This is a genomic window from bacterium (assembly GCA_037143175.1).
In the GTDB taxonomy this organism is placed as follows: domain Bacteria; phylum Verrucomicrobiota; class Kiritimatiellia; order CAIKKV01; family CAITUY01; genus JAABPW01.
In genome coordinates this window covers 1-25,183 of record JBAWZF010000021.1, presented here as the reverse complement: position 1 = coordinate 25,183, position 25,183 = coordinate 1, and the positions used below count along the sequence as shown (strand labels likewise).

Annotated in this window: 23 protein-coding genes and 1 tRNA gene; 12 read left to right on the top strand and 12 right to left on the bottom strand. The window is 52.1% G+C overall.

Going from position 1 to position 25,183, the window contains the following annotated elements; genetic code table 11:
* Nucleotides 1-5 precede the first annotated feature (5 nt).
* The 5 genes from WCI03_08505 (at nucleotide 6) to WCI03_08485 (ending at nucleotide 6,130) form a co-directional block, all read left to right on the top strand.
* Nucleotides 6-398, top strand: a complete 393-nt coding sequence (locus WCI03_08505) for a hypothetical protein (GenBank protein ID MEI8139893.1) — start codon at nucleotides 6-8, stop codon at nucleotides 396-398.
* Nucleotide 399: 1 nt separating this feature from the next.
* A complete protein-coding gene (locus WCI03_08500) occupies nucleotides 400-2,289 on the top strand; it encodes a potassium transporter Kup (protein ID MEI8139892.1) in 1,890 nt (629 codons plus the stop codon).
* A complete protein-coding gene (locus tag WCI03_08495; GenBank protein ID MEI8139891.1) occupies nucleotides 2,286-4,265 on the top strand; it encodes a potassium transporter Kup in 1,980 nt (659 codons plus the stop codon). Before WCI03_08500 ends, WCI03_08495 begins: the two co-directional genes overlap by 4 nt.
* Before the next feature lie 67 nt (nucleotides 4,266-4,332).
* The gene (locus WCI03_08490) at nucleotides 4,333-4,953 is read left to right on the top strand and encodes a hypothetical protein (GenBank protein MEI8139890.1); all 621 of its coding nucleotides are present in this window, start codon (nucleotides 4,333-4,335) and stop codon (nucleotides 4,951-4,953) included.
* Between the two features lie 49 nt (nucleotides 4,954-5,002).
* Complete coding sequence (locus WCI03_08485; GenBank protein ID MEI8139889.1) at nucleotides 5,003-6,130, top strand: hypothetical protein; 1,128 nt, start codon at nucleotides 5,003-5,005, stop codon at nucleotides 6,128-6,130.
* A gap of 4 nt (nucleotides 6,131-6,134) precedes the next feature.
* Here the strand turns inward: WCI03_08485 and WCI03_08480 are convergent, their stop codons facing one another.
* The 11 genes from WCI03_08480 to WCI03_08430 form a co-directional block, all read right to left on the bottom strand.
* Nucleotides 6,135-6,578, bottom strand: a complete 444-nt coding sequence (locus WCI03_08480; protein MEI8139888.1) for a hypothetical protein — start codon at nucleotides 6,576-6,578, stop codon at nucleotides 6,135-6,137.
* A 6-nt stretch (nucleotides 6,579-6,584) separates the two neighbouring features.
* Nucleotides 6,585-7,310, bottom strand: a complete 726-nt coding sequence (locus tag WCI03_08475; GenBank protein ID MEI8139887.1) for a hypothetical protein — start codon at nucleotides 7,308-7,310, stop codon at nucleotides 6,585-6,587.
* Between the two features lie 92 nt (nucleotides 7,311-7,402).
* Nucleotides 7,403-8,101, bottom strand: a complete 699-nt coding sequence (locus WCI03_08470; protein ID MEI8139886.1) for a LysM peptidoglycan-binding domain-containing protein — start codon at nucleotides 8,099-8,101, stop codon at nucleotides 7,403-7,405.
* Nucleotides 8,102-8,130: 29 nt separating this feature from the next.
* The gene (locus WCI03_08465) at nucleotides 8,131-9,150 is read right to left on the bottom strand and encodes a glycosyltransferase family 9 protein (GenBank protein ID MEI8139885.1); all 1,020 of its coding nucleotides are present in this window, start codon (nucleotides 9,148-9,150) and stop codon (nucleotides 8,131-8,133) included.
* 20 nt (nucleotides 9,151-9,170) lie between these two features.
* Entirely contained in the window at nucleotides 9,171-9,470 is a 300-nt protein-coding gene (locus WCI03_08460; GenBank protein MEI8139884.1) for a hypothetical protein, read from the bottom strand.
* Between the two features lie 3 nt (nucleotides 9,471-9,473).
* A complete protein-coding gene (locus WCI03_08455) occupies nucleotides 9,474-9,950 on the bottom strand; it encodes a phage holin family protein (GenBank protein MEI8139883.1) in 477 nt (158 codons plus the stop codon).
* Nucleotides 9,940-10,356 carry a peptide chain release factor-like protein gene (locus WCI03_08450; protein ID MEI8139882.1) on the bottom strand — a complete coding sequence of 139 codons (417 nt, stop codon included), beginning with the start codon at nucleotides 10,354-10,356 and terminating at the stop codon, nucleotides 9,940-9,942. Before WCI03_08450 ends, WCI03_08455 begins: the two co-directional genes overlap by 11 nt.
* 15 nt (nucleotides 10,357-10,371) lie before the next feature.
* Nucleotides 10,372-13,050 (bottom strand): valine--tRNA ligase, encoded by a 2,679-nt coding sequence (locus WCI03_08445; protein ID MEI8139881.1) that lies wholly within the window; start codon nucleotides 13,048-13,050, stop codon nucleotides 10,372-10,374.
* Nucleotides 13,051-13,060: 10 nt separating this feature from the next.
* On the bottom strand, nucleotides 13,061-14,644 hold the full coding sequence (gene cimA / locus WCI03_08440) for a citramalate synthase (GenBank protein ID MEI8139880.1): 1,584 nt from the start codon (nucleotides 14,642-14,644) through the stop codon (nucleotides 13,061-13,063).
* A gap of 4 nt (nucleotides 14,645-14,648) precedes the next feature.
* Complete coding sequence (locus tag WCI03_08435) at nucleotides 14,649-16,004, bottom strand: aspartate kinase (GenBank protein MEI8139879.1); 1,356 nt, start codon at nucleotides 16,002-16,004, stop codon at nucleotides 14,649-14,651.
* Between the two features lie 26 nt (nucleotides 16,005-16,030).
* Nucleotides 16,031-17,341 carry a homoserine dehydrogenase gene (locus tag WCI03_08430; GenBank protein ID MEI8139878.1) on the bottom strand — a complete coding sequence of 437 codons (1,311 nt, stop codon included), beginning with the start codon at nucleotides 17,339-17,341 and terminating at the stop codon, nucleotides 16,031-16,033.
* A gap of 168 nt (nucleotides 17,342-17,509) precedes the next feature.
* Between WCI03_08430 and WCI03_08425 the strand changes: the two genes are divergently transcribed.
* The 7 genes from WCI03_08425 to WCI03_08395 all read left to right on the top strand — a co-directional run bounded on the left by WCI03_08425 (nucleotide 17,510) and on the right by WCI03_08395 (nucleotide 22,648).
* A complete protein-coding gene (locus WCI03_08425; GenBank protein ID MEI8139877.1) occupies nucleotides 17,510-17,968 on the top strand; it encodes a divergent PAP2 family protein in 459 nt (152 codons plus the stop codon).
* Nucleotides 17,969-18,031: 63 nt separating this feature from the next.
* Nucleotides 18,032-18,107, top strand: a tRNA-Ala gene (locus tag WCI03_08420).
* Nucleotides 18,108-18,201: 94 nt separating this feature from the next.
* On the top strand, nucleotides 18,202-18,636 hold the full coding sequence (locus WCI03_08415) for an EamA family transporter (GenBank protein ID MEI8139876.1): 435 nt from the start codon (nucleotides 18,202-18,204) through the stop codon (nucleotides 18,634-18,636).
* 150 nt (nucleotides 18,637-18,786) lie between these two features.
* A complete protein-coding gene (locus WCI03_08410) occupies nucleotides 18,787-18,972 on the top strand; it encodes a hypothetical protein (GenBank protein ID MEI8139875.1) in 186 nt (61 codons plus the stop codon).
* A gap of 265 nt (nucleotides 18,973-19,237) precedes the next feature.
* A complete protein-coding gene (locus WCI03_08405; GenBank protein MEI8139874.1) occupies nucleotides 19,238-19,546 on the top strand; it encodes a hypothetical protein in 309 nt (102 codons plus the stop codon).
* 636 nt (nucleotides 19,547-20,182) lie between these two features.
* Nucleotides 20,183-22,162 (top strand): RNA polymerase sigma factor RpoD, encoded by a 1,980-nt coding sequence (rpoD, locus tag WCI03_08400; GenBank protein ID MEI8139873.1) that lies wholly within the window; start codon nucleotides 20,183-20,185, stop codon nucleotides 22,160-22,162.
* Between the two features lie 63 nt (nucleotides 22,163-22,225).
* On the top strand, nucleotides 22,226-22,648 hold the full coding sequence (locus tag WCI03_08395; GenBank protein MEI8139872.1) for an RNA-binding protein: 423 nt from the start codon (nucleotides 22,226-22,228) through the stop codon (nucleotides 22,646-22,648).
* 58 nt (nucleotides 22,649-22,706) lie between these two features.
* Here WCI03_08395 and WCI03_08390 read toward each other — a convergent pair whose 3' ends face one another.
* On the bottom strand, nucleotides 22,707-24,914 hold the full coding sequence (locus WCI03_08390; GenBank protein MEI8139871.1) for an ATP-dependent RecD-like DNA helicase: 2,208 nt from the start codon (nucleotides 24,912-24,914) through the stop codon (nucleotides 22,707-22,709).
* Between the last annotated feature and the right edge of the window lie 269 nt (nucleotides 24,915-25,183).

Below are 25,183 nucleotides of genomic sequence, written 5' to 3'. Positions count from 1 at the left end.
TATTTATGAGAAACATGCGATTGCTCAGTTATACCTCACTTGTTTTGTGGCTGGCCTTTTGCGGGTTAACCACCACCCTTCTGGCTGGACCAGAGGTTTCCAACTCATCGACGATCACCATGAAATCGCCCGCCACATTCATGGTTAATGACCGCGAGGTCGCCTCTGCGGATCTGATCAAAGCCTTGAAAAAAAACAAAATCTCACCCGATTATCCGCTAGTCATTGAACTCCCGGCCAACACCTCCATGGAGATCATCAAGGATCTCACCCAACGTCTGGCAACGGCCGGCTTCAAGCCCTTCTTCAAATATCCTCGCCATAGCGATGCCATTGTCAAAGATCCGAAATCCCCGCCCCTCACCCCCGCACCTCACCGAAAACGCAGAGATGGCTAAAATGAGCAGTAAAAACCCACTGTTCCCGCTGGCGTTGGCTGCATTGGGCGTTGTGTATGGAGACATCGGCACCAGTCCCCTCTACGCCTTTCGGCTTTGCTTCAATAACGAAACGCCCCCCACCGAGGCGGCCATTCTCGGCGTACTCTCCCTGATTTTCTGGTCCCTGGCCGGACTGATCTCGATTAAATACCTTTCCCTTGTTCTCCGCGCCGACAACCGCGGGGAAGGCGGTATTCTCGCCTTGATGGCACTTGTTCGCGGGGGAACAGCAGACGCCCCTGCCAGAGGAACCGTATCCCGGCGAAGCACCGTGATTGTTGCCCTTGGCCTGTTCGGCGCGGCACTGTTATACGGGGATGGATTGATCACCCCGGCGATTTCAGTATTAAGTGCCGTAGAAGGGCTTAAGGTGGCCTCACCTCACCTCGCGCCTTATGTCGTCCCCATTGCCCTCGTCATTCTGGTCGGTCTTTTCTGGGTCCAGAAACATGGCACCCAAAAGGTGGGATCCATCTTCGGCCCCATCATGGTGTTATGGTTCCTTACGCTCGCCATCCTGGGTTTGCCGCATATTCTCGGGACCCCGAAAGTACTGACGGCCATTAACCCGGCCTATGCCGTCCAATTTTTCATTGATCATCGTTTTCATGCGTTTGTAACCATGGGCACTGTTTTCCTTTGTCTTACCGGCGGTGAGGATCTCTATCTGGACATGGGGCATTTTGGACGGCTCCCCATGCGTGTGGGCTGGTTCACCCTTGTCTTACCCTGCCTGCTGATGAACTATTTCGGACAAGGCGCCTATCTTCTGCATCAGGGGGCAGGACAAACCGACACCTCCAACCTGCTCTATCATCTGGCCCCGAACTGGGCACTCTATCCTCTGGTATGCCTGGCCACAGTCGCCACCATCATTGCCTCTCAAGCCGTCATCTCCGGCGCCTACTCACTCACGCGACAAGCCATTCAACTTGGCTACTGTCCCCGCATGACAATCATCCATACTTCTGAAAACACGATCGGCCAGGTCTATCTTCCGGCGGTCACCGGCATGCTTCTGGTGGGCACCGTTTCGCTCGTGCTGGGCTTTAGAAATTCTGATGCGCTCGCAGGCGCCTACGGTCTCGCCGTCTCGATGACCATGCTGCTGACTTCGGTCATGATGACTATTTTCATTCTGCGCAAATGGCGATGGAATCCGCTACTCGTCACCGCCGTCATGATTCCCATCTTTTTGTTTGATGCCACCTTCTTCACGTCCAACATCCTGAAGTTAAAGGCCGGCGGCTGGGTGGGATTGAGTGTTGCCACCGTGATGTTCATCATCATGATTACATGGAATCGGGGCCGCACCATTATGGGTAAGAAGCTGAGCGAAGACAGCCTTCCCCTTCCTCTTTTTATTGCAGATGTCATTCAATCCAAGCCGTTACGCGTCCCGGGTACAGCCGCCTTCCTCACGGGAAGTATGAATATTGCCCCCCGGACCCTGCTGCACAACTTCAAGCATAACCGGGTCTTGCATCAGAACATTATCCTGCTCACCATCGTGAATCAGGATCTCCCTCGTATCCCGGACAGCGAGCGAGTATCCGTTGAAAAACTGGAAGCGGGTTTCACACGAATTTCAGCCCAGTATGGATTCATGGAAACCCCAGACTTATCCTTGCTGTTATCATCGCTTAAAATTGATGGCCTTGACTTGAATCCAGCCCGGGTAACCTTCTTTCTGGGGCGTGAAACCATTATCCTCATCCATCAAAAGAATATGTTTTTTTGGCGGAAGATTCTTTTTGCATTTCTATCCAAAAATGCTCGTGACGCTTCCCGGTATTTCAATATTCCGCCCAACCGCGTCATCGAGATCGGGATTCAGGTTGAACTATGAATCCTGCCGAAAGTACCCCTGCTGAGGAACATGGCCATTCAGGCCCCAGTGGCACGCCCCATGCCAAACGCGCATTTCTGGGATTAACGATTGCTGCCCTCGGCGTTGTCTATGGCGATATCGGCACAAGCCCTCTTTACTCCACACGTGTCAGCTTTACCCCAGGTTGCGGGGTTCCCCCCACGGAGGCCAATATCCTCGGCATCATCTCCCTGATCCTGTGGTCATTGATTTCCCTCATTGCCGTTAAATACCTGGCATTGGTTCTGCGGGCCGACAACCGGGGTGAAGGCGGAATCCTGGCACTGATGGCGCTAGTGAATCGCGAGCGAAAAGCCGGCAAAAAAACACTGTTATTTGTATTACTTGGACTCTTCGGAGCCTCACTGCTTTATGGTGACGGGCTCATTACTCCGGCCATTTCAGTGTTAAGCGCCATTGAGGGCCTGAATATGGGCTCCATCGCATTTTCAAACCACACAATCATCTTCCTCTCGCTGCTCATGCTTGTCGCGTTGTTCTGGATGCAACGGCGCGGCACCCAGTCCGTGGGCACCATTTTCGGCCCGATCATGTTGTTCTGGTTTTCAACGATTGCGATCCTCGGGATTATTTCCGTTTTCAAAGCTCCAGAAATTTTATTCGCCTTGAACCCATTTCATGCCGTCAAATTCTTCATCAATAACCAGTGGCAGGCCTTTGTGACCATGGGCGCCGTCTTTCTTGCTGTAACAGGGGGGGAAGCCCTCTATGCCGATATGGGCCATTTCGGCATCGGCCCCATCCGACTCGGATGGTTCACCCTGGTTATGCCGGCATTGGTGTTGAACTATTGCGGACAAGGAGCTTGGATGCTCCATCAATTGTCAGATTCTCAGAGCGTCACCCTGATCAATGGCCAAATCACCCTGAATCAGAACCTGATTGCGAATCTCTTCTATCGGAATGTCCCCCATTGGGCCATCTACCCTATGGTTGCACTCGCTACGGCAGCCACGATTATTGCCTCACAGGCCATTATTTCTGGCGCCTTCTCAATGACCCGGCAGGCCATTCAGCTCGGTTACTGCCCACGGCTGGCCATCATCCACACTTCGAAAAGGCAGATCGGACAGGTCTATCTCCCCCTGGTAAACGGGCTGATGTTAGTGGGCACCGTACTGCTGGTACTGGGCTTCAAAAACTCCGACAGCCTGGCTGGTGCCTACGGAGTGGCGGTCTCACTCACCATGCTGATTACCACACTGTTTATGCTTGCAGTGATGCGGCGCCTCTGGCTGTGGCCACGGATGGTGGTCGCCCTCATCGCCGTGCCATTTCTGGCTTTGGATCTCACCTTTTTCGGCTCGAATATCCTGAAGATCGGGGACGGGGGCTGGGTCCCTCTGGCCATTTCAGCTGCCTTTATCATCATGATGACGACCTATTATCGCGGACGCGGAATTTTGGGACGCCAAATGGCCGAAGCCGCCATCTCGATCGATCTTTTCATCAATGATGTAGCCATGTCAAAACCTCATCGGGTTCCCGGGGTAGCGGTATTCCTGACCGGGAATCCAAACGGAATCCCCCGCACGCTGTTACATAATTATAAACATAATAAAATCCTGCATAACCAAATTGTATTCATTACCATCCAGACAGAAGATATTCCCCATGTTCCAGACAATGAAAGAACTCAGGTAAAAGTGTTGCCAGAAGGATTCTATCAGCTACTGATCCGGTATGGTTTTAGCGAGGATCCCGATCTATCAACCCTTTTGAAAGGCCTCAAAATCGAGGGCCTTAACTTGGACCCCATGAGCGTCACCTTCTTCCTCGGACGTGAGACCCTTATCCTGGTTAATAACAAGAATATGCATCCCTGGCGAAAAGTTATATTCTCTTACCTATCCCGTAATGCTTGGGATGCCTCCAAGTTTTTCCGCATCCCCCCTAACCGGGTGATTGAGGTTGGGATTCAGGTTGAACTGTAGTTTGCATCTCGACACCTGAGCGGCTCTGGCAGTATTATACGGGAAATTTCAAAGAAGGAGAAAACTCATGTCTCAAACATCAACCACGGTGAAGTTGTCTTTAGTTATGTTGTCGGCCATCACGATTGGAAGTGGCTGTAGTGTCTTTCGCGCTTCCGTACAAAACGAAAATGTAAATACGGCAGCTGCGAAACCGTTGGATACCGGTTATGATTTTGCCGATCTTCGTAACCTTGCAGAAGCCGTCAATGTCGAGCTTATGTCTTCCGCCGTTCTCGACAAGAAGCCTATTCTCGTCGTAATGGGCATCGAAAACAGGACGGATGAACATGTTGATACAAAAGCCATCACCGATACGATCCGCACCAAGCTGATTAATGACGGGAAAGCCAGTTTTATCAATGAAAGCCGTCGTGACGCCCTCATGAAAGAACAAGGGTATCAACTGGTCAATTGCACACCTGAGACGCAGACCCTCATCGGGAAACAGCTCGGGGCCCGCTATATGCTCACCGGATCCCTCGTCAAAATCAAAAAAGATACACCTAAACAGCTGAGCTTATCAAAGAAAGAACAGGTCTACCTCCAGCTCACTGTTGAAGTCACTGACCTGCAAACCGGCCTGATCGCCTGGACCACCCAGAAGGAACGTGTCCGCGGCGCAAGCAAACCGATTTTAGGGTGGTAATCACTCACGAATCACCATTCGGTCAAAATGACCAAAGCAAGAGGAGCGGATGAAAATCCTGGAGATGGCGCATATCAGGGCATGCGGTCTGCTCCTCATGGCCCTGCTCTTGACAGTCGGCTGCGCCACAACAGTGCCGCTCAATACAGCGCGCCGTAACTTCAGCAATGGACAGCTTGAAGAGGCCGACAAAACGTTGGCCACCCTCCCCGACGATCAAAACAAGGTGCTGGGCCTTATGGAGCGGGGCATGATCCGTCATGCCCGTCACGATTACACCAATAGCACCTCCGACTGGCTCAACGCCGTCCGCATTGAAAACGAACTGGAAGTCAACAGTATCACAAAGGCAGGCACCAGCCTGGTGGTCAATGACTCAACCCTCGCCTTCCGCGGTTACCCCTATGAACGCACCTACCTGCATGTCTATCTCGCAAAAAATTATTTAGCCATGGGACTGTGGGGTGATGCCGGAGTTGAAGCCCGTGCAATTGCGCTTCAGATGGGAAAACTGGACGGCTTCCCGGATGATGCCTTCAGCCATTATCTGGCTGGCTTTTGCCTGGAGCTATGCGGGGATGACAGTAACGCCGCCATGCAATACAGGCAGGTGGCAAAATTGGTTCCAGAAAGCGGAATCGACGAAACGACCGGACGGTTCCGCACCCCTACCCAACCGACCAACCAACCTGTTCGCCTTGCCGCAAACATATCAGAATTGGTCTGTTTTCTGGATTTTGACGGATACTCCGGCATGATCCCTTACTCGGCCGCCATTTATGCTAACGGGCAACTCCAGGGGACCAGTCGCACCCTCACCAGTATCTATCAATTACAATCTGCCAGCAGTGAACGCATGGCGACTCGTAAGGCAGCCAAATCCCTGACACGTTTTGCCGTTAAAGGGGCGCTTGCACTTGCGGCCTGGTCACGCGATGAAAACCTTGGAATCCTAACCGGTTTTTTGCTGCTGGCGCTGGAAGATGATGATCTGAGACGCTGGGAGACCTTGCCCGCAAAACTCGCAGTTGTCCGCGTCCCCTGCCCACCTGATCTCAAACAATTCGAAGTAGAGTTCAGGGGTTACGCAGGACAGATGACAAGACGAATCACCGTAACAGCCCCTCTGCACAAAAAAGACCGTATCTTTGTCGCCCTCTGCCGCGATAACCCATGAGGGATCAAAAGATCAAGTTGATAACCCCATAGAGAAGCATTGCGGCCAGAATCAACATGATGATGGCCTTATTCCGTTGAACCCGTCGCTCCTGCCGCAGCGGACGGACCGAGTGGAGACTTCCAGTCCCAAAATAGGTCTGGAACCTTTGATCCGGTACAGGCTTGGGTATCACCATGTCCCCGCCCCCCGTTTGCGCAAAAGTGTCCATCATGGATTTTTCTCCGCCTGACATCCGAGGGGGGGCTTCTACAGTCGGCCTGGGTGTAACATCGACCGGAGGAAGTTCACCTACAACCTTGCGAAGTCGACGTATGGCCTGATCAGGATCAGGACTTTCGATCGCATGAGAAATCCCCTTGATGTCACGCTCCACACGGGCAATTTCCCGCTGGAGCGCCTCAAGTTTCTCCTGCAATCGTGGATTTTTACGCCGTACGCGTTGCATAAGCCTTTATCGCCCCTTTACAACCAAAATGACCACGGCCACGACAATCGTCAGGATCAGGGGCAAACTGACCGCGAACCCGACTTTGAACCAATGGCCAAATCCTTTTGTTGAAGGGGAAAATTCATCATCCTCGAGCGCATTCACCTTGCGGGTTTGATCATCGAAAAGCTTCACAGGCCCACCTACTGCCTCAATCGTGGCTTGAGCCTTGACGAAATCACTTCGGATGGCATCAATCTGAACCACGGCTTTATTCAACTCATCCCGAAGAACCTCATCCGCCCATTCGGTATCGTTAATCTTGTGGAGCTCTTCTAGATCAGCAGCCAAGCGGTCACGGGTGGTAAAATAGACTTCAACCTGTCGGGCGGCATGGTCCCCCATCTTCTGAAGCGCCACCAGACTCTCGGAAAGCCGATCCTGCATCTCCTGCTTCCCATGCTCGTACTGATCCTGCTTTTCAAGCAGGTCTGAAATCATTTGCTCTTCGCGCTCCATCTCGCTCTGCTTTTGTTTTAACCGCTCGACATGAAGTTTCGCCGAAGCCTTCCGGGTATTAAGTTCTTCACGATGGCGGGCCATCCGCGTCAGGCTGAGATCGGAAAGTGGCCGCCCTGAGGGGTCATCAGACTTCAAGTTCATCATGCCATCCGGCCCTGAACCCAATGTGGTGGATTTTACTGCTCCGCGGCGCTGTGCCAGATCTTCATCAAAAAAGTCCGTTCCCATACCATTCTCTCCTTATTGGCTCACTACAGCGCCAAATTTGAACGCTGACATCGGTATGCTAGCAATCACCCGCACCTGTTTCAAGTGCATCTTCACAACTCGGGCACAAGAATTATCTGTCCGACTCGTAAATCGCCTGGGGATTTCATTTTTTTCTTATTAACCTCGTAAATCTCGCGCCATAGTCCCTGATCCCCATAATACTTGGCGGCCATCTTCTTTAAGGTATCCGCCTTTTCGACTTTCACCATTCTGGCTTGTGATTTCGTGCCAGTTGTCACCGCCGGTGCATCAATGGGTTCAGAGGTCAAAAGGAGCGATTCCGGCACCCCATATTTAGCCCTGACAGCTGCCAATGCCGAACGTAACTGAACAGTCTGGGATTGAAGATTGGCCGCCCTGATTTTCAGGGTTTGGTGCTCACTTTGCACGATCCCCACCAACGCGAGCATATCGCTCTGGATATGACTCTCGATCATGGCGCGTTTTTCCGTATTGGGACGCAAGACAAGGTAACGTCGGTAATGATAAATGGCCCCGATATAATCCTCCCCGGATTTATCCAGAAGGTAAGCCAGCGCGAAGTGAGCCCGAGCTACAGTGGGATCACGATCCAATATCGATTCATACAGATTCCGGGCAGATCTCACATCCCCGGCCTCTTCCATCTCACGTGCCCTCATCATTTCAGGATGCTCCCGTTCAAGCTCATCCGTAACCCCGACCTTTTCAACACAGCCCTCCATGGCGATCAAAATCACTACAGATATGACTGATACAAGGACTCGCACTGTGAGTTTATATATGGATCTCTCAAAAATCATAACTTATGCTTTACTTCAGCCCTATTCAGTACTTCCCGAACCGCCACCAGTACTTGCGCCGGAGTGATACGCTCCATGCACTCAACTTGTGGCCATCGGCAATCCTTACCGAAACAGGGGCAACAGTCCATCCCAGATATAAGCACATGCGCTCCAGCCCCATAGGGTCCGGTACGTTTTGGATCGGTTGGTCCGAACATTGTGACCACAGGAGTACCTACTGCCACAGCCATATGAAGAGGGCCGGAATCGTTGGCCAACACCAGATTCATCTGGGAAAACCACCCGCCCATCTCTACCAAGCTAGTCTGTCCCGCAAGATTAATCACCACAACCGCATCAGATGTGGCCGCCAATTTTGCGCGCATTTCTTCACATCCGGCTCGATCCGCATTACTGCCGAACAGATAAATCGTAGCACCAAATTCCTTCTGAATCTGTCGTGCCGCCTCAACAAAATGGGCTGCTGGCCAATTCTTATTAAGCCTCCGCGACCACGGAACCAGCGCAACGCGCAGGGTAGACTGCGCCACTGACGGGGCCGGAAAGTGCAGGGGAAATGCCACAGGAAGCACAGGTAACCCCAAATAACGCACAACATCCAAATTTTCCTCCACGGCATGCCGATCCTTATTGCACCGCCCCGCTACCGCATCATAGAAAAGGCTGGCCCCTTCACGCTGAAAAGAGGGACCAATCCTTTTCCCTCCCCGGGCGACTCGGGCCACAATTGCGCTTTTGATCAGCCCTTGCAAGTCGATCACGTAATCATATTGATTTGCCCGAACAGCCTTAGCCAGTGCCCCGGCACGGCTCCAAAACTGCCGCCGGGGAAAGGGAACCACGTCCGACACCATCGGAAAACATTTCACCAGATCCACGTATTCCGGCTGGGTCACCCAATCCACTTCCGCATCAAGGGCAACCTGCAGGTTATTCACCGTAGGCAGCGCATGGAAAATATCGCCCAAGGAACTGAGCTTGATAACCAGAATTCGTTTTTTTTCAGACTTCATGGGCCAGCTGGTTTCACCAATCAGTTAGAACGGATGCGACCACGCTCAGATTCTTCTTTTTCACGCAACCGGGAGATTTCGTAGCGCTTTTCTTCCTCGATTTTGTCGGCCTTCCCGGTATCCCCGGCCGCTCGGGCTTCAGTCGCTTTTTTGCCATAAAGAATCTCAACTTCGGCAATTTTGGCCTTGGTCCGAGTGGCAATCTCAGACATCGCCTGTTTCTGCTCTTCAGTCAAGGCGGTGATTTTTTCACCCCGTTTTGCCATTCGCGCCATCGCGAGGTCAAAAGAACTCTTTAAACCTGATTCGTTATTTTTCATAAGTTACACGTCAATAATCGGACCTTTGCCGGGCGGCGGCTTTCTAATGGGGGTCGGTTCGGCATAAGCCTCGGCGGTCGGGGGCTTACGGGAGGGGTGCTGAATAGTCTTGCGGCTATTCCCCAAAATCATACTGACAATACTGATGACCAGCGACGCCCACATGGCGGAACCGAACCCCAACACATGGAACCCGGGCACCAACTTGGCCGTTAGCAGCAACAGAAAGGCATTGATGAACAAGAGCATAAACCCCAGCGTCAACACGACCAGAGGCATTGCCACCATGACCAGTATGGGCTTCACAAAGGCATTCAATATCCCGAGAATCAGGGCGGCCGCCAATAAGCTGGGCCAATCGTCCGTATAGACACCTGACACCAGAAAATCCGACATCCACACCGCTATGGCCATCAACAACCATCGGATCACCCACTCCCTGAGTTTTTGCCCGGCTGTCTGAAAAGGTTCAGGATTCAAAGTTTCCACTCCGTCTGGATTGTTTTTTTACAGAATGTTTTTTCTTGTCGTCCAGAACCCGTTCCTTCTGACGCCGGGAACGCCGGCGTTTCTGACGACGAATTTTTTCATTGGCCTGCTGGCGGGCACTTTGTTGTCCGAGTATGCGCTCCTCCAAACGATCACACAACTCACGACGGGCGACAAACCGGTTCAGTTCCCGCGACCGCTCCCGCTGACACTTGATTTCAAGCCCGGATTTGAGGTGCTGCAGGAATACACAGGACGATGTCTTGTTGAGCTTCTGGCCACCGGAGCCAGCTCCGAGAACGAATTTCTCAATCAGATCCTTCTCGAGGATACCTAATCGGATCATCCGCTCTTCAAGTGCCTGCTTCTTTTCAGATGTAATGAAAACGTCTGCCATAACTCAACCTGCGTATTACCCCATCATTTCAAGCAAGCGCTTCACTTTGTTATACTTTTCCTGAAGTTCCTGCCGTGATTTTTCGAACTGCGCTACCACCTCAGGCTTGGCCTTATTGAAGAAATTTGGATTGTTGAGCTTAAGATTAGCCCGTTCCAGATGTCCGCCAAGTTCTTCCAGTTGTTTCGCGAGTTTGGCGGATTCAGTCTTCGCATCTACCAGCCCCTCAATGGGCATATAGAGTGCTCCGATCGGGGTCAACGCACTTGGCATGGCTGTGGCAGGCACAAACGCAGGATCAACCGTGATTTCACGGGCCTTGAGCATCGCCGTAAGCGAGCTCACATCTGCCTTAAGTTGAGTCGCCAGGTGAGGCGTGTTCGCCTTGATGATATAATCCAGCTTCTGTCCGGGTGCGATACTGCAATCGGCTCGCAACATACGGCCAATACGGATCAATTCATGCCGGGCATCCACGTATTGTACCACATCAGGGGTGGCGCCCCATTGGGCGAGCTCTTCCGTAAGCGCTTTCGGCCAGGGAGCCAACATGATGGTTTCCTCATCCGTACCGTAGCCCATGCCGTGCCACAACTCTTCAGTGATGTGCGGCATGAAAGGATGGAGCAGACGCAGCGCTGTTGAGAAGCAGTAATGCATCACCTTCAGCACTTCAGCGCGCCGGGCGGCATCCTGCCCATACAGAACTTCCTTGGAATACTCGACATACCAGTCACAGTACTCATGCCAGATGAAGGCATAAAGATCCTGCGCCGCATCATTGAATCTGAAACGTTTCAGATTCTCCGTACAGGAGGCAATGGCCTGACTCAGTTTGGCCAAAATATGCCGGTCATCCGCACTCAGTAACGCCGCATCAATCGTGGCCCCACTACGCACATACCCGGCGGGATCCTGCATCTGCATATACCGGGCGGCATTCCAGATCTTGGTGCCAAAATTGCGACCAATCTCGAATTTGTCGTTTGACAGGAAGACGTCCTGCCCCGTCGCAGTGATCATCATCAGGCTGTAGCGAAGCGCGTCGGCACTGAATTCATCAATGATCGTCAAGGGATCAATGGAGTTCCCCAGACTCTTGCTCATCTTCCGGCCTTTATCGTCGCGCACCGTTCCGTGAATATAAACTTCACGGAAGGGAACCTCACCCATAAACTCAATGCCGGCCATGACCATCCGGGCCACCCAGAAGAAAATAATCTCCGAGGCCGTCACCAGGGTATTGCCGGGATAATAGAGCGAGAGATCCGGATTTTGATGAGGCCAACCAAAGGTGCTGAAGGGCCACAGCCAAGAGGAGAACCAGGTATCCAGGACATCCTCATCCTGCCGGATGTCCGTGGAGGCACACTGGGCACACTGGGCGGGTTTTCCACGGGCCGCCCACTGATGATTACACGCATCACAATAAAACACAGGGATGCGATGTCCCCACCAGATCTGACGGGAGATGCACCAATCACGGATATTCCCCATCCACTCGGCATATACTTTATTCCACCGTTCCGGCACAAACCGGACGCGCCCATCCACAACCGCCTGAAGCGCGGGCTCCGCCAGCGGCTTCATCTTAACGAACCACTGAAGGGACAAACGGGGTTCAACCACAGTATCACAGCGATAGCAATGCCCGACGGCATGCTGATGTACGTCAATTTTCTCAATCAATCCGGCGGCAGTCAAATCGGTGACAATGCGCTTACGACATTCAAAACGATCCAGCCCGGCATAAGGCCCGGCCCCTTCGTTCATCGTGCCGTCCGGATTCATGACATTGATGGGAGTCAACTTATGGCGCTGCCCCATCTCAAAATCGTTGGGATCATGCGCGGGGGTCACTTTGACTGCCCCCGTCCCGAAGGTCGCATCCACAAAGTCATCCGTAATCACCGGTAAATCCCGATGCAGCACCGGCAGACTCAGTGTTTTGCCGATCAGGGCTTTGTAACGCTCATCTTTAGGGCTCACGGCCACCGCCACGTCACCCAGGAGGGTTTCAGGCCGGGTCGTAGCCACCACCACAAATTCGCTGGCCGTAAGCTTACCGTCCCGCTTCACCGGATAGCGGATGAAATACATTTTTCCGTCCGTGTCCTGATGTTCGCTCTCTTCATCCGACAACGCCGTACGACAACGGGGACACCAGTTCGTAATGTAGTTGGCGCGATAGATCAAACCCTTGTCGTAGAGACGGCAGAACACTTCTTCCACGGCTTCGCTAAGCCCCGCATCCATCGTGAAGCGTTCGCGCTCCCAGTCACAGGATGCACCCAACCGCTTCAACTGCCGGATGATCGTCCCACCGTATTCCTCTTTCCATTCCCACACCTTTCCGACAAAGGCTTCACGGCCAAGATCGTGCCGCGTTTTACCCTCTTTGCGCAAAGCACGTTCCACCACATTCTGAGTGGCGATGCCCGCATGATCCGTCCCGGGCAGCCAAACCGTATTTTTGCCCTCCATGCGCTGCCAGCGCACAAGAATATCCTGAATGGTATTGTTCAGGGCATGACCGATATGGAGAATGCCAGTAACATTCGGCGGCGGAATAACGACACAATAAGGAACCCCACCCTTCTCTGCATCCCCATGAAAGTAACCCTTCGCCTGCCAGGTATCATACCAACGGGATTCAACCATTTTGGGGTCATACTGTTTCTCAAGTTCTTTCATAGGTCATCCGTCATTTCTTTTTTTCTTCACAGAAGAGCTTATACTCGACGCTATCCACCAGGGCTTCCCAGGAGGCCTCAAGAATATTGACAGAGACGCCCACAGTACCCCAATGATTTTCCCCGTCACTTGATTCAATGATCACGCGAGTCTTGGCCGCCGTGGCCTCCTCAGGATCAAGAATACGCACACTGTAATCGGTCAAAAACACCTTTTCAATTTCAGGATAGAAACGAACCAGCGCTTTGCGTAACGCGCGATCCAGGGCATTGACGGGGCCATCGCCTTCAGCCACAACATGTTCGACCTCATCCCCGACACGCACCTTGATACTGGCTTCTGAAACGCAGGGCTTGTCCGCGCCCTCCTTTTCCATGATCACTCGGAATCCCTCCAGCTCGAAAAAGGATTTATGCTTCTTCAGCACCTTTTGTACCAGCATCCGGAAAGAGGCGTCTGCCGCCTCATAGGTATAGCCTTGCTGCTCCAGTGCCTTCAGCGCCTCAAGGATATCCTTCACCTCCGGCGAAGATTTCTTCAAATCAACGCCCATCTCGATAGCCTTCAAGAGCACACTGCTCGATCCGGAGCCCTCGGAGATCAGAATCCGGCGCTCATTCCCCACACTCTCAGGAGGAACATGCTCAAAACTTCGGGGGATTTTCTGCACCGCATTCACATGCATGCCGGCCTTATGCGAAAACGCACTCATCCCGACATAAGCCGATTTGGAATTGTGCCGAACATTCACCAGGTCATCCACAAATTCAGATAATGAACGCAACTGATGAAGAGCGCCTTCGGGCACCGCCCGGCATCCCATCTTAAGCTCCAGTGTAGGGATGATGGAACATAAGTTCGCATTCCCGGTACGTTCCCCATACCCATTGATGGTTCCCTGCACCTGAACCGCACCAGCCCGAACCGCTTCCAAACTATTGGCCACCGCCAATTCCGAATCGTTATGCGTGTGAATCCCCACCTGAACGGTCGGAAAGGCCTTGATAATTTCCGCGGTGATCCCATGGACCTCATGGGGCAGCGTCCCTCCATTGGTATCGCACAGCACAATTGTATGTGCCCCTGCCTCGACCGCCGCCTTCAGCATATCTATCGCAAAGGTCGGACTATCCTTATAGCCGTCAAAGAAATGTTCGGCATCGAAAATCACTTCCTTTTCGTGCTTTTTTAAAAACTGAACGGTTTCGGAAATCATCAGGCGATTCTCGACGACGGACGTCCGCAGCACCTCAGAAACATGAAGTTGCCAGGTTTTCCCGAAAATGGTCACCACGGGCGCCCCCGACTCGATCAGGCGCAGCACATTGGCATCCTCACCCACGGCCACATCTGCCCGCCGGGTGCTCCCAAAAGCCGCCACTTTGGCATGGTGCAGCTTATGCTTCTGGATCTCATGAAAAAACTCCATGTCCTTGGGATTAGACCCGGCATACCCTCCCTCAATGTAATCCACGCCGAATTCATCGAGTTTGAGGGCCAACTTGATTTTCGATCCACCGGAGAAGGAAATCCCCTCCCCCTGCGAACCATCCCGCAGGGTCGTATCATAGATAAATATTTTTCTTCGATGCATGATATCAACCCGCCTTAAAGAAAGCCTCATATAGGGCCAACACGGCTTTTTTGCGATCTCTAGCCTGTACACCAAACATCATACTGATCTCAGAAGAGCCCTGATTGAGCATCTCGATATTCACGCCGGCAGCCGCCAAGGCGGTCGTGGCGCGGGCCGCGACACCAACGGAATAATGCATCCCCTCGCCGACAATCATCACCAGGGCCAATCCTCGATCCACGTCAATGTTATCCGCCCCAAGTTCTGTTCTGATGCGCATAAGTACGCGCTCTTCCTTTTCTTTCGAAAAGTCCTTTTCCCGGAAAACAACCGAGACATTGTCAATCCCCGTGGGCGCATGCTCGTAGGACAACCCTTCCTCCTCCATGATCTGAAGCAGGCGACGCCCGAATCCAATTTCGCGGTTCATTAGATATTTATCCACATAGAGCGCGCAGAACCCATCAGAACTGGCAACCCCAACCACCGCCCCACTCATGTAATCCCGTTTCGGCACAATTTGGGTCCCCGGCGCTTCGGGCCGATTGGTGTTACGGATGCAAATCGGGATACCTGCTTTGACGGCTGGCACAATCGCCTCATCATGAAACACCCCGAACCCGGCATAGGCCAGTTCGCGCATTTCGCGGTAGGTCAATAATTCAATAGCTGCGGCTTTGGCAACGATACGTGGGTCGGCCGAGAAGACCGAATCCACATCCGTGAAATTCTCATACACATCGGCTTTAACCGCCGCCGCCAGAATGGCACCGGTGATATCAGAACCACCCCGCGAAAAAGTCGCCACCGCACCGGACTTCGTATATCCAAAAAAGCCCGGAAAAATACTGATACCCGGAGCCTCCTTAAGCGCGCTCAACTTCGCATAGGACTCCTCCAACACCATCGCATTGCCGAAGTCATCATTCAGAAACATCCCCGCATCCTTGGGATTGATGTAATGGGCATCCACCCCATTGTGGCGAAAAATCTCAGCCACCAGTTTCGCGCTATTATCCTCACCCGCCGCCTTCATCAGGTCCAGGAAACGACCCCGATGGGAGGTCTCAGACGCCAGACGCTGACGGAGATCCGTTTCGATCTTCTGGATGACCGCCCCACCTACCCCGGCTGCGCGCTGGATATCCGCATACCGTTCAACAATGGCCTTGAGTTCTGCCTCGGCTGTCTTGCCAGCCAGCTTAGCCTCGGCACAGGCTATCAGCATATCGGTCACCTTGGTATCATCGGCCCGACGCTTGCCGGGAGCCGAGACCACCACAATACGGCGCTGCGCATCCATCTTAATAATGGAACATACTTTCAGAATCTGGGCTGCATCAGCCACAGACGAGCCACCGAATTTCGCCACTTTCAAACCACTTGCCACTGTCGTTGTCATGATTATTTCTCTATTCCCGGGTCTTCGATCCGTAAACTTACCGGCTTCGAACCCAGAGCATTCCGCTCCTCCAAAGTACGAAGCGCTTCCATTACATTCTTCTCCAGTGCCTTGTGGGTCAGCAATACCACTGACACATGCCGGCCCGACCGATTGGGTTCTTTCTGCACAATAGACGCCAAACTAATCCCATGTTGACCCAACACGGAAGCCACCAAACCCAGAACACCGGGTTTATCCAGCAGAGAAAGACGCAGATAGTAACGGCTCTCCACCTCCGCCATCGGACGGAAGGTGACAGGGCAGGCAGAGGTCACCGAACTGTTGCGAGTTTTTTTGCCGCCATCCATCAACGTGCGAGCCACATCGGCGAGATCGCTGACCACTGCGCTAGCCGTAGGTAACCGGCCAGCACCCCGTCCGTAATACACGGTCTGGCCGACAATATCGCCATCCACCACAACGGCATTATAGACCCCCATCACCGAAGCGAGCATATGCTCGTGCGGAATCAGCGTCGGGTGCACGCGCACCTCGACCTCGTTGCCATTCGATTTAATAATCGCCAATTGTTTAATGCGGTATCCGAATTCACTGGCGTTTTCGATATCCGTTTTGCTCAATCCGCGAATCCCATCCACGAAAATCTTTTCTTTGGGGACGTGAACGCCATAGGCCAACAAGGCAAGAATGGCCGCCTTGTGAGCCGTATCAAATCCATCGATGTCCAAACCTGGATCCGCCTCGGCAAATCCCGCTGCCTGGGCTTCCTTCAACGCGTGATCAAAGGTCATCTGCTCTCGTTCCATTTGGGTAAGGATATAATTACAGGTGCCGTTCAGAATACCGCAGATCCGCTCAATTCGATTCGCCACAAGCCCTTCCTTGAGAGCCCGGATAATCGGCACACCACCCGCCACACTGGCTTCGAACCAGACGCCCGTATTCTTTTCGGCTGCCAGAGCGAAAATCTCCTGGCCATACTCAGCAAGCAGAGCCTTATTGGCAGTCACAACCGCCTTGCCAAGACGCAGTGCCCGCAGAATGAACTCCTTGGCAATGGTCGTTCCCCCGATCAACTCGACAACGACATCGACGGAAGGATCATCAATAACCGCAGCGGCATCCTTGGTCATAATGGCTCGCTCGACCTTGACCCCGCGATCCCGATCCAGATCGACATCGGCAATACGACGCACCACCAATTTAACTCCTGTCCGACTGGACAGCAAATCGCCATTACGCTGGAGGGTTTCCACCACCCCGGCGCCCACTGTGCCAAATCCAAGTAAACCAACGCCAATTTCTTTCATACTTCATCCCCAATTCTTCGGAACCCGGTCATGCCCCTATAGGAGCCCTGTCGGGCAAACCATAAAAGGCAATTACTTTATAAGGAAACTGGCTGGATACAAGTATAAAGCCATGGTTCGCTCTTTCTCATTGACCCAAAAGAGTGAAAAAGAGAAGATCCCCGCCCTATGCATTACGATGTTGGAGCATTTTTCAAATCGCCTGTTTTCTGGTCGGCCTTCAGCGCTTACGTTGTGGCCTCATTGTTGAAGTCGCTGGGCAACCTGAAGCGCACGGGCAAAGTGGACTTCCACTACCTCACCACATTGGGCGGAATGCCAAGCGCACATTCGGCCATGGTTTGCGGGCTCACCACATCGATTGGGCTAACTGATGGATTTGAGTCCACCGCTTTCGTCCTTTCATTTGCATTTGCCGTTGTTGTCATGTTTGATGCCTCGACTGTTCGACGGGCCACAGGGCTCCAGGCTCGACTGCTGAATCAGATTGTTGATGAGGTTTTTCAAAACCACCATCTTTCCGCACAAAAGCTTATCGATATTCTTGGTCACACCCGACTTGAAGTCTTTGCCGGCATGATGGTTGGCATCCTCATCGGGCTGCTGACGACCTATCTCTTTAATTAAATTCCATTCCGTGCTTTACATTTCCCCTGCGAATCAGGTATACGAATACCTCCTTTTCACAAAGGGGCGGTAGCTCAGTTGGTAGAGCACCACGTTCGCAACGTGGGGGTCACGAGTTCGAGCCTCGTTCGCTCCACCATCCTTCGCTCGCAGCGCAGCGTAGAGCGAAGGATGTCCACCGGAGACCCTGTATTTCAGGACGGAGGTGGACTTTGGAGGAAATAATTCCGGATATGATCACGACCAACAGCTGGCTCCATTGGGCGATTCTGTCTGCTATATTCGCAGCACTTACTGCAATATTCGCGAAGGTTGGCATTAAAGGTGTCGATTCAGATTTGGCTACTTTGGTTCGAACTGCAATCATCATGGTCGTCCTCTCGGCTTTCGTCTGGTATGCGGGAAAGTGGAGCAATCCCCTTGCCTTACCCTCCAAGACCTGGATCTTCCTTGGACTATCTGGTCTCGCTACTGGTGTCTCCTGGGTGTGCTACTTTCGTGCACTCCAACTCGGCGAAGCATCTAAGGTTGCACCAGTGGACAAACTGAGTCTGGTGCTCGTTGCCATCTTCGCGTTTGCATTTCTCGGGGAAAGACCAACACTACGTGAATGGACTGGCATTACAATGGTCGCTGGTGGAGTCATCATTCTAGCGATCAAGCGATGAGGAGAGACTGTGCCTAATAGAGGACAAATTTGAAGATCGGGAATGGATCAGCGATTTAATCAGGATAACCGCAAAGGAACTTCCCAATCCCAAACCGAAATCGAACAAAATCAAGAAGCCTAAAGGCAACCCAAAGAAGGCAGGCTGATCATGGACAAAATCGAGAATATTGAGAAGACTGTGAAGTTTGTGATTGAAAAGGAAACCAAGCACACGGTCAGATATGAAGAAGTTCCCCGTCAGGGACAGCCGCCGATTATTGGTTCCCTCTATGTCCAAAAATGGTTTGCTGGCAATGCCACGGAGATTGAGGTCACTGTGAGGAAGGTGAAGTAATGATCGGGGTATTCCTCACAATACGAACTGATGCCGTACTTACCCTTGTTGAGAGTGCTGAACGATCAGATGGCCGCCGACTCTGATTAACCAGCCTTGGAATACTTGCCCTGGTGATAATAATCGGTCTGGCTTTATCGATTCTACGTAGTGGGAACAACGGAAAGCCATGGTTGCCCAATCACAAAGGGGTTGAGGTGAATAGAGTCTTCATTCCCAAAGAGACGAACACTATTGATGCCGGATACTGGCATAACACACCGGGATGGCAATTGCCTACCTGCTTGTTCCCTATTTTGCAGGAGTGGGAAAGAGCCTATTGCAGATGATAGGCTTCCTGGCCCTCCCCATGGCCTGCATCTGGTACAGCGATGAATTGGGGAGCTTGACAGGGAATATGGGAAGAGGAAAAATCACCAGCACAACCCCAGGCTGCCTTGTCGCATTTGGCGGATGGCTGTTGCTCAGTATGCCTGTTATTGTGGGATTGGTAATATTACCAAAAGAATCTGGCGGGGCCTTGGCTCAATCCTTCTTTCATTCATATTGGGGGTTGTGGTTTTCTCCATCATGATACCCTGCGGCGGCCATAATTATGGAGAAAAGGCCAAACGAGCTGTCTGCATGAACAATCTTAAACAAATCATCCTGTTCACCAAAATGTATGCCGTTGAACATGATGATAAATATCCACTCTCCCTGAATGATCTAGTGGGAACCAATTACGTGAGGTCCGGTGATTTTATCACGTTCGTTTGCCAAGCAAATCGAGCCTCCCACGCTTCATCAAACCTAACATTCTTCTTATCCACAAACATACACTCATGGACTGACTACGCCTATGTCTCCGGACTCAAAGACTCAGACCCTGCAAACCTTACAACGAATCATCACCGGGATAACATCCACCAACTTTCCAAGAACTGACAAACTCCCCTGCTCTCTTCTATGGAACGACCAATGACAAAACCGAATCAGGGTTTACCAATTGCGTAAGCAGCTATTAGTTGCTCATCCTCACCACCTCCCGTTGACTTTTCGTTTGGATGCCCTATCCAATTTGAGAGTAGCCGCCACCAATGATTCGTTTTATAACGCTCTCCACCGTATTCTGTTGTCATCCGCAATAACTTGTGACATATTTGACCAGTCGACGTTGTATTCTGCCTTTTTTTGGCATTTTTGAGTTTGACTGTCATCGAGGAAAACTATGGCGAAGAGTAAAGTAACCGCATCTAAAAATGTGGCAAAGGTTGTAAGTAAGGCAAAAAAGCCCCAGAAAAACGTTTCACACGCCGCAGCGAAAGCCGAGGTGAAAAAGAACAATTCCAAGAAAACAAAAGCAACCCCAGCTGAAGTGATACCTATCGTTGCGCCTGCTTCCAAGGATGTGGCCACTCCCCTTGCCCTGCCAGCCAAAAAAAACAAACTCAAGGCGATCTCCATTCCCAAAATTACCGAGGGATCACCAAGCGGGGCACTTCTTGAAGACTCGCCTGAGATCGAAACAAAAGCGGATCCCGATGCCAATAATGATGAGGCGGGGGCGGCCCCTTCCGGGAGTTTAAGCTGGGAAGAGCGCAGCCAGCGGATCAAGGATCTTGTTAAACTGGCCGAAGAACAGGGATATCTGACATTTGATGATGTCAATGAGATGATCCCTAACTCCGTGATCAACCCCGAGGAATTGGAAGGGTATCTCGAACTCCTGCGAAGCATGGATATTGAGATTATCGAAGCTTCTGACGCCGAGAAATTCCGTAAAGAACCGGCCAAGCAGACTACTTCCGTAGCTCGAGCCGAACGATTAGATATTTTTGATGATCCCATCCGCATGTATTTGCACCAGATGGGCCAGGTTCCCCTTCTCACCCGTGAGCAGGAAGTGGAAATCTGCAAACGGATCGAAACGTCTGAAGTATCGGTACGATTGCTTTTTGATGAACTCGGCATCGCGGCAGACATGTATCTGACTACCGCTGAACGACTTGAAACCGGTCGTGATCGTTTTGATCGCGTGATTGAGGATAAATTTGTCGATAGTCGCGACACCTATCTCAAGGCTCTCCCCCGCCTGAAGCGGGAAATCCTGAAAAACCGCGACAAACTTCTGGAAACCTCTGCTATTTACCGGAAGAGCAAATCTACGGTTGCCCAGAAGGCCGAGGCCAAAAAGGATTTGGATAAAATTCGCAAGCGGCTTTCCGAGCTTTTCGAAAGTCTCTATTTTAAGCAGAAAATCATTGAGACGCTCGCCGCCAAAGCGGAGGATGAATACAAAGAAGTCCTCGCTTGCCTGTCTCAAATTGATATTCAGACAAAAGCCAGGAAATCTCCCAAACAGGCCGAGGCCTTGGCTACCGAGCAACGCAAACTTCGCAAACTCGAAGACACGATGGGCCTTGATTCCGCCGAATTTGTGGCGAAATACAAGCAGCTCAAGGATGCGATGCGTAAGGGAATGATTGCCCGTACAGAAATGGTGGAAGCCAATCTGCGACTGGTTATCAGCATCGTTAAAAAATATATGAACCGCGGACTCTCCTTCCTTGATCTGATTCAGGAAGGTAATACCGGCCTGATGAAGGCTGTCGAGAAGTTCGAGTATCGCCGCGGCTACAAGTTCAGCACCTATGCTACCTGGTGGATTCGTCAGGCTGCCACCCGCGCCATCGCGGATCAGGCCAGAACCATCCGGATACCGGTGCACATGATTGAAACAATCAATAAGTTGATGCGCGTCCAGAAGAAACTCGTGCAGGAACTGGGCCGCGAGCCCACCCCGGAGGAAGTGGCCGAGGAAATGAGCCTCCCCGTGGATCGAGTTCGTGCCGTTTACAAAATGGCTCAACAGCCGATTTCTCTCCAAAGCCCGGTAGGCGATGGGGATGACGCGCATTTTGGTGATTTTATCGAGGACAAGGGCGCTGAAAATCCGTCCGAAATGACCGCTTATAGCTTGCTGAAGGATCGCCTGAAAGACGTCCTTGGCACGCTGACTGAGCGTGAACAGCAGGTGCTGAACCTGCGATTCGGCCTGGCGGATGGATATTCGCGCACCCTCGAAGAGGTAGGTAAGCAGTTCAACGTCACTCGTGAACGAATCCGCCAGATTGAAGCAAAGGCTCTCCGTAAATTGCGCCATCCAACGCGCATACGGAAACTGGAAGGGTTTATCGAGATGAAGTAACCGGTCCAGGACGTCGTACCTCTCGACGTAACCCCCCGGAACTTAGGAAACAGGGAAATAAGAATGAATGAAATGTGTGCAATGAGTTTGTGGTCCTGGATGAGCGTGTCCGCAGTCGGTCTGGCCATCTTTCTGGCGGGTGTACTTGCCGGAATGAAGATGAATAACCGCCGTAGTGGTGGTTCCAGTGGCGGAAGCAACCGCCCGGTGCGCTCTCCCGATCTGTATATCGGGAATCTGATCGAGGACATCTCTGGTGAAGAACTGCAAAAACAGTTCAGCAAATACGGCGATGTCCGTGAAGTACGTATGGTGCCGCCCCGTAATGGCGAAACCAAGACCTTCGCCTTTATCACCATGGGCAGTGTCGAGGCAGCTCAAGCCGCCATGAATGGAATGAATGGCAAAGATATCGACGGCCGTAAAATCGTCGTCAGCGAAGCTCGCTCACGTGGCAGCAGTGGCCGCCGCGGCCCGCGCCGGTAAGACTAGGCAAAAAAAAGAGGCAGGCAGGTTCAGTGAATCTGACCTGCCTTTTTTTTGCCTATATCCGACCCTTCAGCCGATCTTTCAAAGCTGTTCTCCGGAACGAAACATGGTTGTTGCTTATGGCCATGTGTACCGCCTTTTTTGATCCAATCAGACATACCAGTTTGCGACCTCGGGTCATGGCCGTGTATAACAGATTACGCTGCAACAGTTTGAAATGCTGGGTCGTCATCAACAAAACCACCGCCGGATATTCACTTCCCTGCGATTTATGCACCGAACAGGCATAGGCGAGATCCAGTTCATCCAAATCTTCTGCCGAATAAACCACCCGCCGACCGTCGTAATTCACGACCACTTCCTGAGCGTCCAAATCTACCACATCGATCTGTCCGATATCACCATTATAGACATCTTTGTCATAATTGTTGCGAATCTGCAGGACACGATCCCCTTCCCTGTACTCGCGTCCGAATCGACGGATCACAATCCCACCGGGATTTAACGTCTGCTGGAGAATCGTATTAAGGTTTTCGCTACCCAACTGATTCCGCCGCATAGGCGTCAACACTTGAACTTCTGTCATCGGATCAAAATGGAACTTTTTGGGAATCCGCGAGGAAACGAGTTCCAGCATCTTGGCGATCACATCCTCCGGCGTATCGGATTCGATGAAAAAGAAATCAGGTTGCCCCCCGTTTTCAGGGAACTCAAAGGGCAAACCGCTATTTACCCGATGGGCGTTCCGTACAATCCAACTCTGCGCCTCCTGCCTGAAAATGGTTTCCAGGATGGTCAAGGGAATCACTCCAGAATCAATCATATCCCGCAGAACGTTTCCCGGGCCAACACTTGGGAGTTGATCCGCATCCCCCACCAACACCAATGTCGCGGTGGGGGGCAAGGCTCCCAAAAAGGAATTCATCAATTGGATATCAATCATCGAGACTTCATCCAAAATGAATACTTCCCCTTCGATTGGATTTCCCGGACCATGCTCAAAGCGATTCGTACCGGGGGTGTACTTCATGAGCCGATGCAGGGTTTTTGCCGGCAACCCGGTCGACTCTTCCATACGTTTGGAGGCACGGCCCGTTGGGGCGGCAAGGCAGATGTCCAGCTTGCGTGCATCATAAATATCCACCAAGGCACGCACAATGGTGGTTTTCCCTACACCGGGTCCACCAGTAATGATTGAGACTTTCTGAGACAAAGCCATTTCCAAGGCACTGCGCTGGGCGACAGCAAACCCGAACCCCATCCGCCCCTCCGCCCACGTTATCGCCTTATCAAGATCAATGGGCGGATAGGAAACCTTGGTTTTTACCAACCTTTCCAGAGTTTCCGCCACACCTGTTTCGGCCTGATAAAGTGGCGACAAATAGACATTACCACGCTCATCAACAAGGGTTCTGTCCTCCACGCCATGCAAAATGGCTTCTTTTAAAATTTCACCGGGAATCTCCAGCATCTGCTCGGCCGCTGGAATGAGATCTTCACGCGGGCAAAAGCAATGCCCTTCCTCCGACATGGTCTGCAATATATACAGGATTCCCGCCCGCGCGCGATTTTGGGAATGAGGTGGCACCCCTAAACTCAACGCAACCCGATCGGCTGTTTTAAATCCAATCCCCCAAACTTCGTAACACAGCCGGTAGGGATTTTCCCGCACAACGGTGATGGCGTGCTCCCCGTATTGCTTATAAATCCGCATCGCACAAGCGGTCCCCACCTCATGAGATTGAAAAAATACCATGATGTCACGGATGGCTTTCTGCTCCCGCCAGGACTCCTTGATCATCTCACGACGCGTTGCCCCAATGCCTTCCACCTCTTGCAAACGCACGGATTCCTTATCAATGACCTCCAGGGTACGACTCCCAAACGCCGCTACCAAACGTTCGGCCAATCCGGCCCGAATCCCCTTGATCATACCACTGGCAAGATAACGCTTAATTCCCTCGGTGGTTACCGGGGCATGACACTCTATACGAGTCGCCAGGAACTGCCGGCCATGTTTCGCATGATGCGTCCAACGGCCTTCAGCCTCAATCGTCTCTCCCTCAACGACCGTTGGCGCATTCCCAACTATCATGACCTCGTTTTTCTCGAGTTTCCCTCTAGGGATTACCCCGCACACACAATAGCCGGTTTCTTCGGAACGGTACACAACACGGCGTACGGCACCCTTCAGGATTTCAAGAGCCCCGTCCTCAGGAACGGCCGAAGCGCGATTTTGTGTAAAATCAATTTCCTCTTGCACAATGGTGAAGGATGCTACCTGCTCACCGGCAGTCCGTCAAACCGTGTCTCCCACCCACCGCAGGGGCATTTCATCTGCCATAGTCAAAAGGGGTTCATAATCGTCGTGTAGGCGATTTGTTTTTCCGGTAGATCCTTTCGGCGTGCCGGACGTTGTCTGCGCCGGCGCCGGAGGCACCCCCGGTTACCTCATGAGCCCGGAGAACAAGGTGACGGAGAACAAGGTGACAGGTTAATAGACTGTAAGGCGTGAATTTCCGAGCAATCTTT

Excerpts from the sequence above, each read along its gene's own strand:
- WCI03_08415 (MEI8139876.1), top strand. The coding sequence starts at position 18,202 with ATGATCACGACCAACAGCTGGCTCCATTGGGCGATTCTGTCTGCTATA.
- WCI03_08490 (MEI8139890.1), top strand. The coding sequence starts at position 4,333 with ATGTCTCAAACATCAACCACGGTGAAGTTGTCTTTAGTTATGTTGTCG.
- WCI03_08410 (MEI8139875.1), top strand. The coding sequence starts at position 18,787 with ATGGACAAAATCGAGAATATTGAGAAGACTGTGAAGTTTGTGATTGAA.
- WCI03_08450 (MEI8139882.1), bottom strand. The coding sequence starts at position 10,356 with ATGGCAGACGTTTTCATTACATCTGAAAAGAAGCAGGCACTTGAAGAG.
- WCI03_08500 (MEI8139892.1), top strand. The coding sequence starts at position 400 with ATGAGCAGTAAAAACCCACTGTTCCCGCTGGCGTTGGCTGCATTGGGC.
- WCI03_08505 (MEI8139893.1), top strand. The coding sequence starts at position 6 with ATGAGAAACATGCGATTGCTCAGTTATACCTCACTTGTTTTGTGGCTG.
- WCI03_08465 (MEI8139885.1), bottom strand. The coding sequence starts at position 9,150 with ATGAAGTCTGAAAAAAAACGAATTCTGGTTATCAAGCTCAGTTCCTTG.
- WCI03_08485 (MEI8139889.1), top strand. The coding sequence starts at position 5,003 with ATGAAAATCCTGGAGATGGCGCATATCAGGGCATGCGGTCTGCTCCTC.
- WCI03_08475 (MEI8139887.1), bottom strand. The coding sequence starts at position 7,310 with ATGGGAACGGACTTTTTTGATGAAGATCTGGCACAGCGCCGCGGAGCA.
- WCI03_08445 (MEI8139881.1), bottom strand. The coding sequence starts at position 13,050 with ATGAAAGAACTTGAGAAACAGTATGACCCCAAAATGGTTGAATCCCGT.
- WCI03_08425 (MEI8139877.1), top strand. The coding sequence starts at position 17,510 with ATGCATTACGATGTTGGAGCATTTTTCAAATCGCCTGTTTTCTGGTCG.
- WCI03_08480 (MEI8139888.1), bottom strand. The coding sequence starts at position 6,578 with ATGCAACGCGTACGGCGTAAAAATCCACGATTGCAGGAGAAACTTGAG.
- WCI03_08495 (MEI8139891.1), top strand. The coding sequence starts at position 2,286 with ATGAATCCTGCCGAAAGTACCCCTGCTGAGGAACATGGCCATTCAGGC.
- WCI03_08460 (MEI8139884.1), bottom strand. The coding sequence starts at position 9,470 with ATGAAAAATAACGAATCAGGTTTAAAGAGTTCTTTTGACCTCGCGATG.
- cimA (MEI8139880.1), bottom strand. The coding sequence starts at position 14,644 with ATGCATCGAAGAAAAATATTTATCTATGATACGACCCTGCGGGATGGT.
- WCI03_08395 (MEI8139872.1), top strand. The coding sequence starts at position 22,226 with ATGAATGAAATGTGTGCAATGAGTTTGTGGTCCTGGATGAGCGTGTCC.
- WCI03_08430 (MEI8139878.1), bottom strand. The coding sequence starts at position 17,341 with ATGAAAGAAATTGGCGTTGGTTTACTTGGATTTGGCACAGTGGGCGCC.
- WCI03_08405 (MEI8139874.1), top strand. The coding sequence starts at position 19,238 with ATGGCAATTGCCTACCTGCTTGTTCCCTATTTTGCAGGAGTGGGAAAG.
- rpoD (MEI8139873.1), top strand. The coding sequence starts at position 20,183 with ATGGCGAAGAGTAAAGTAACCGCATCTAAAAATGTGGCAAAGGTTGTA.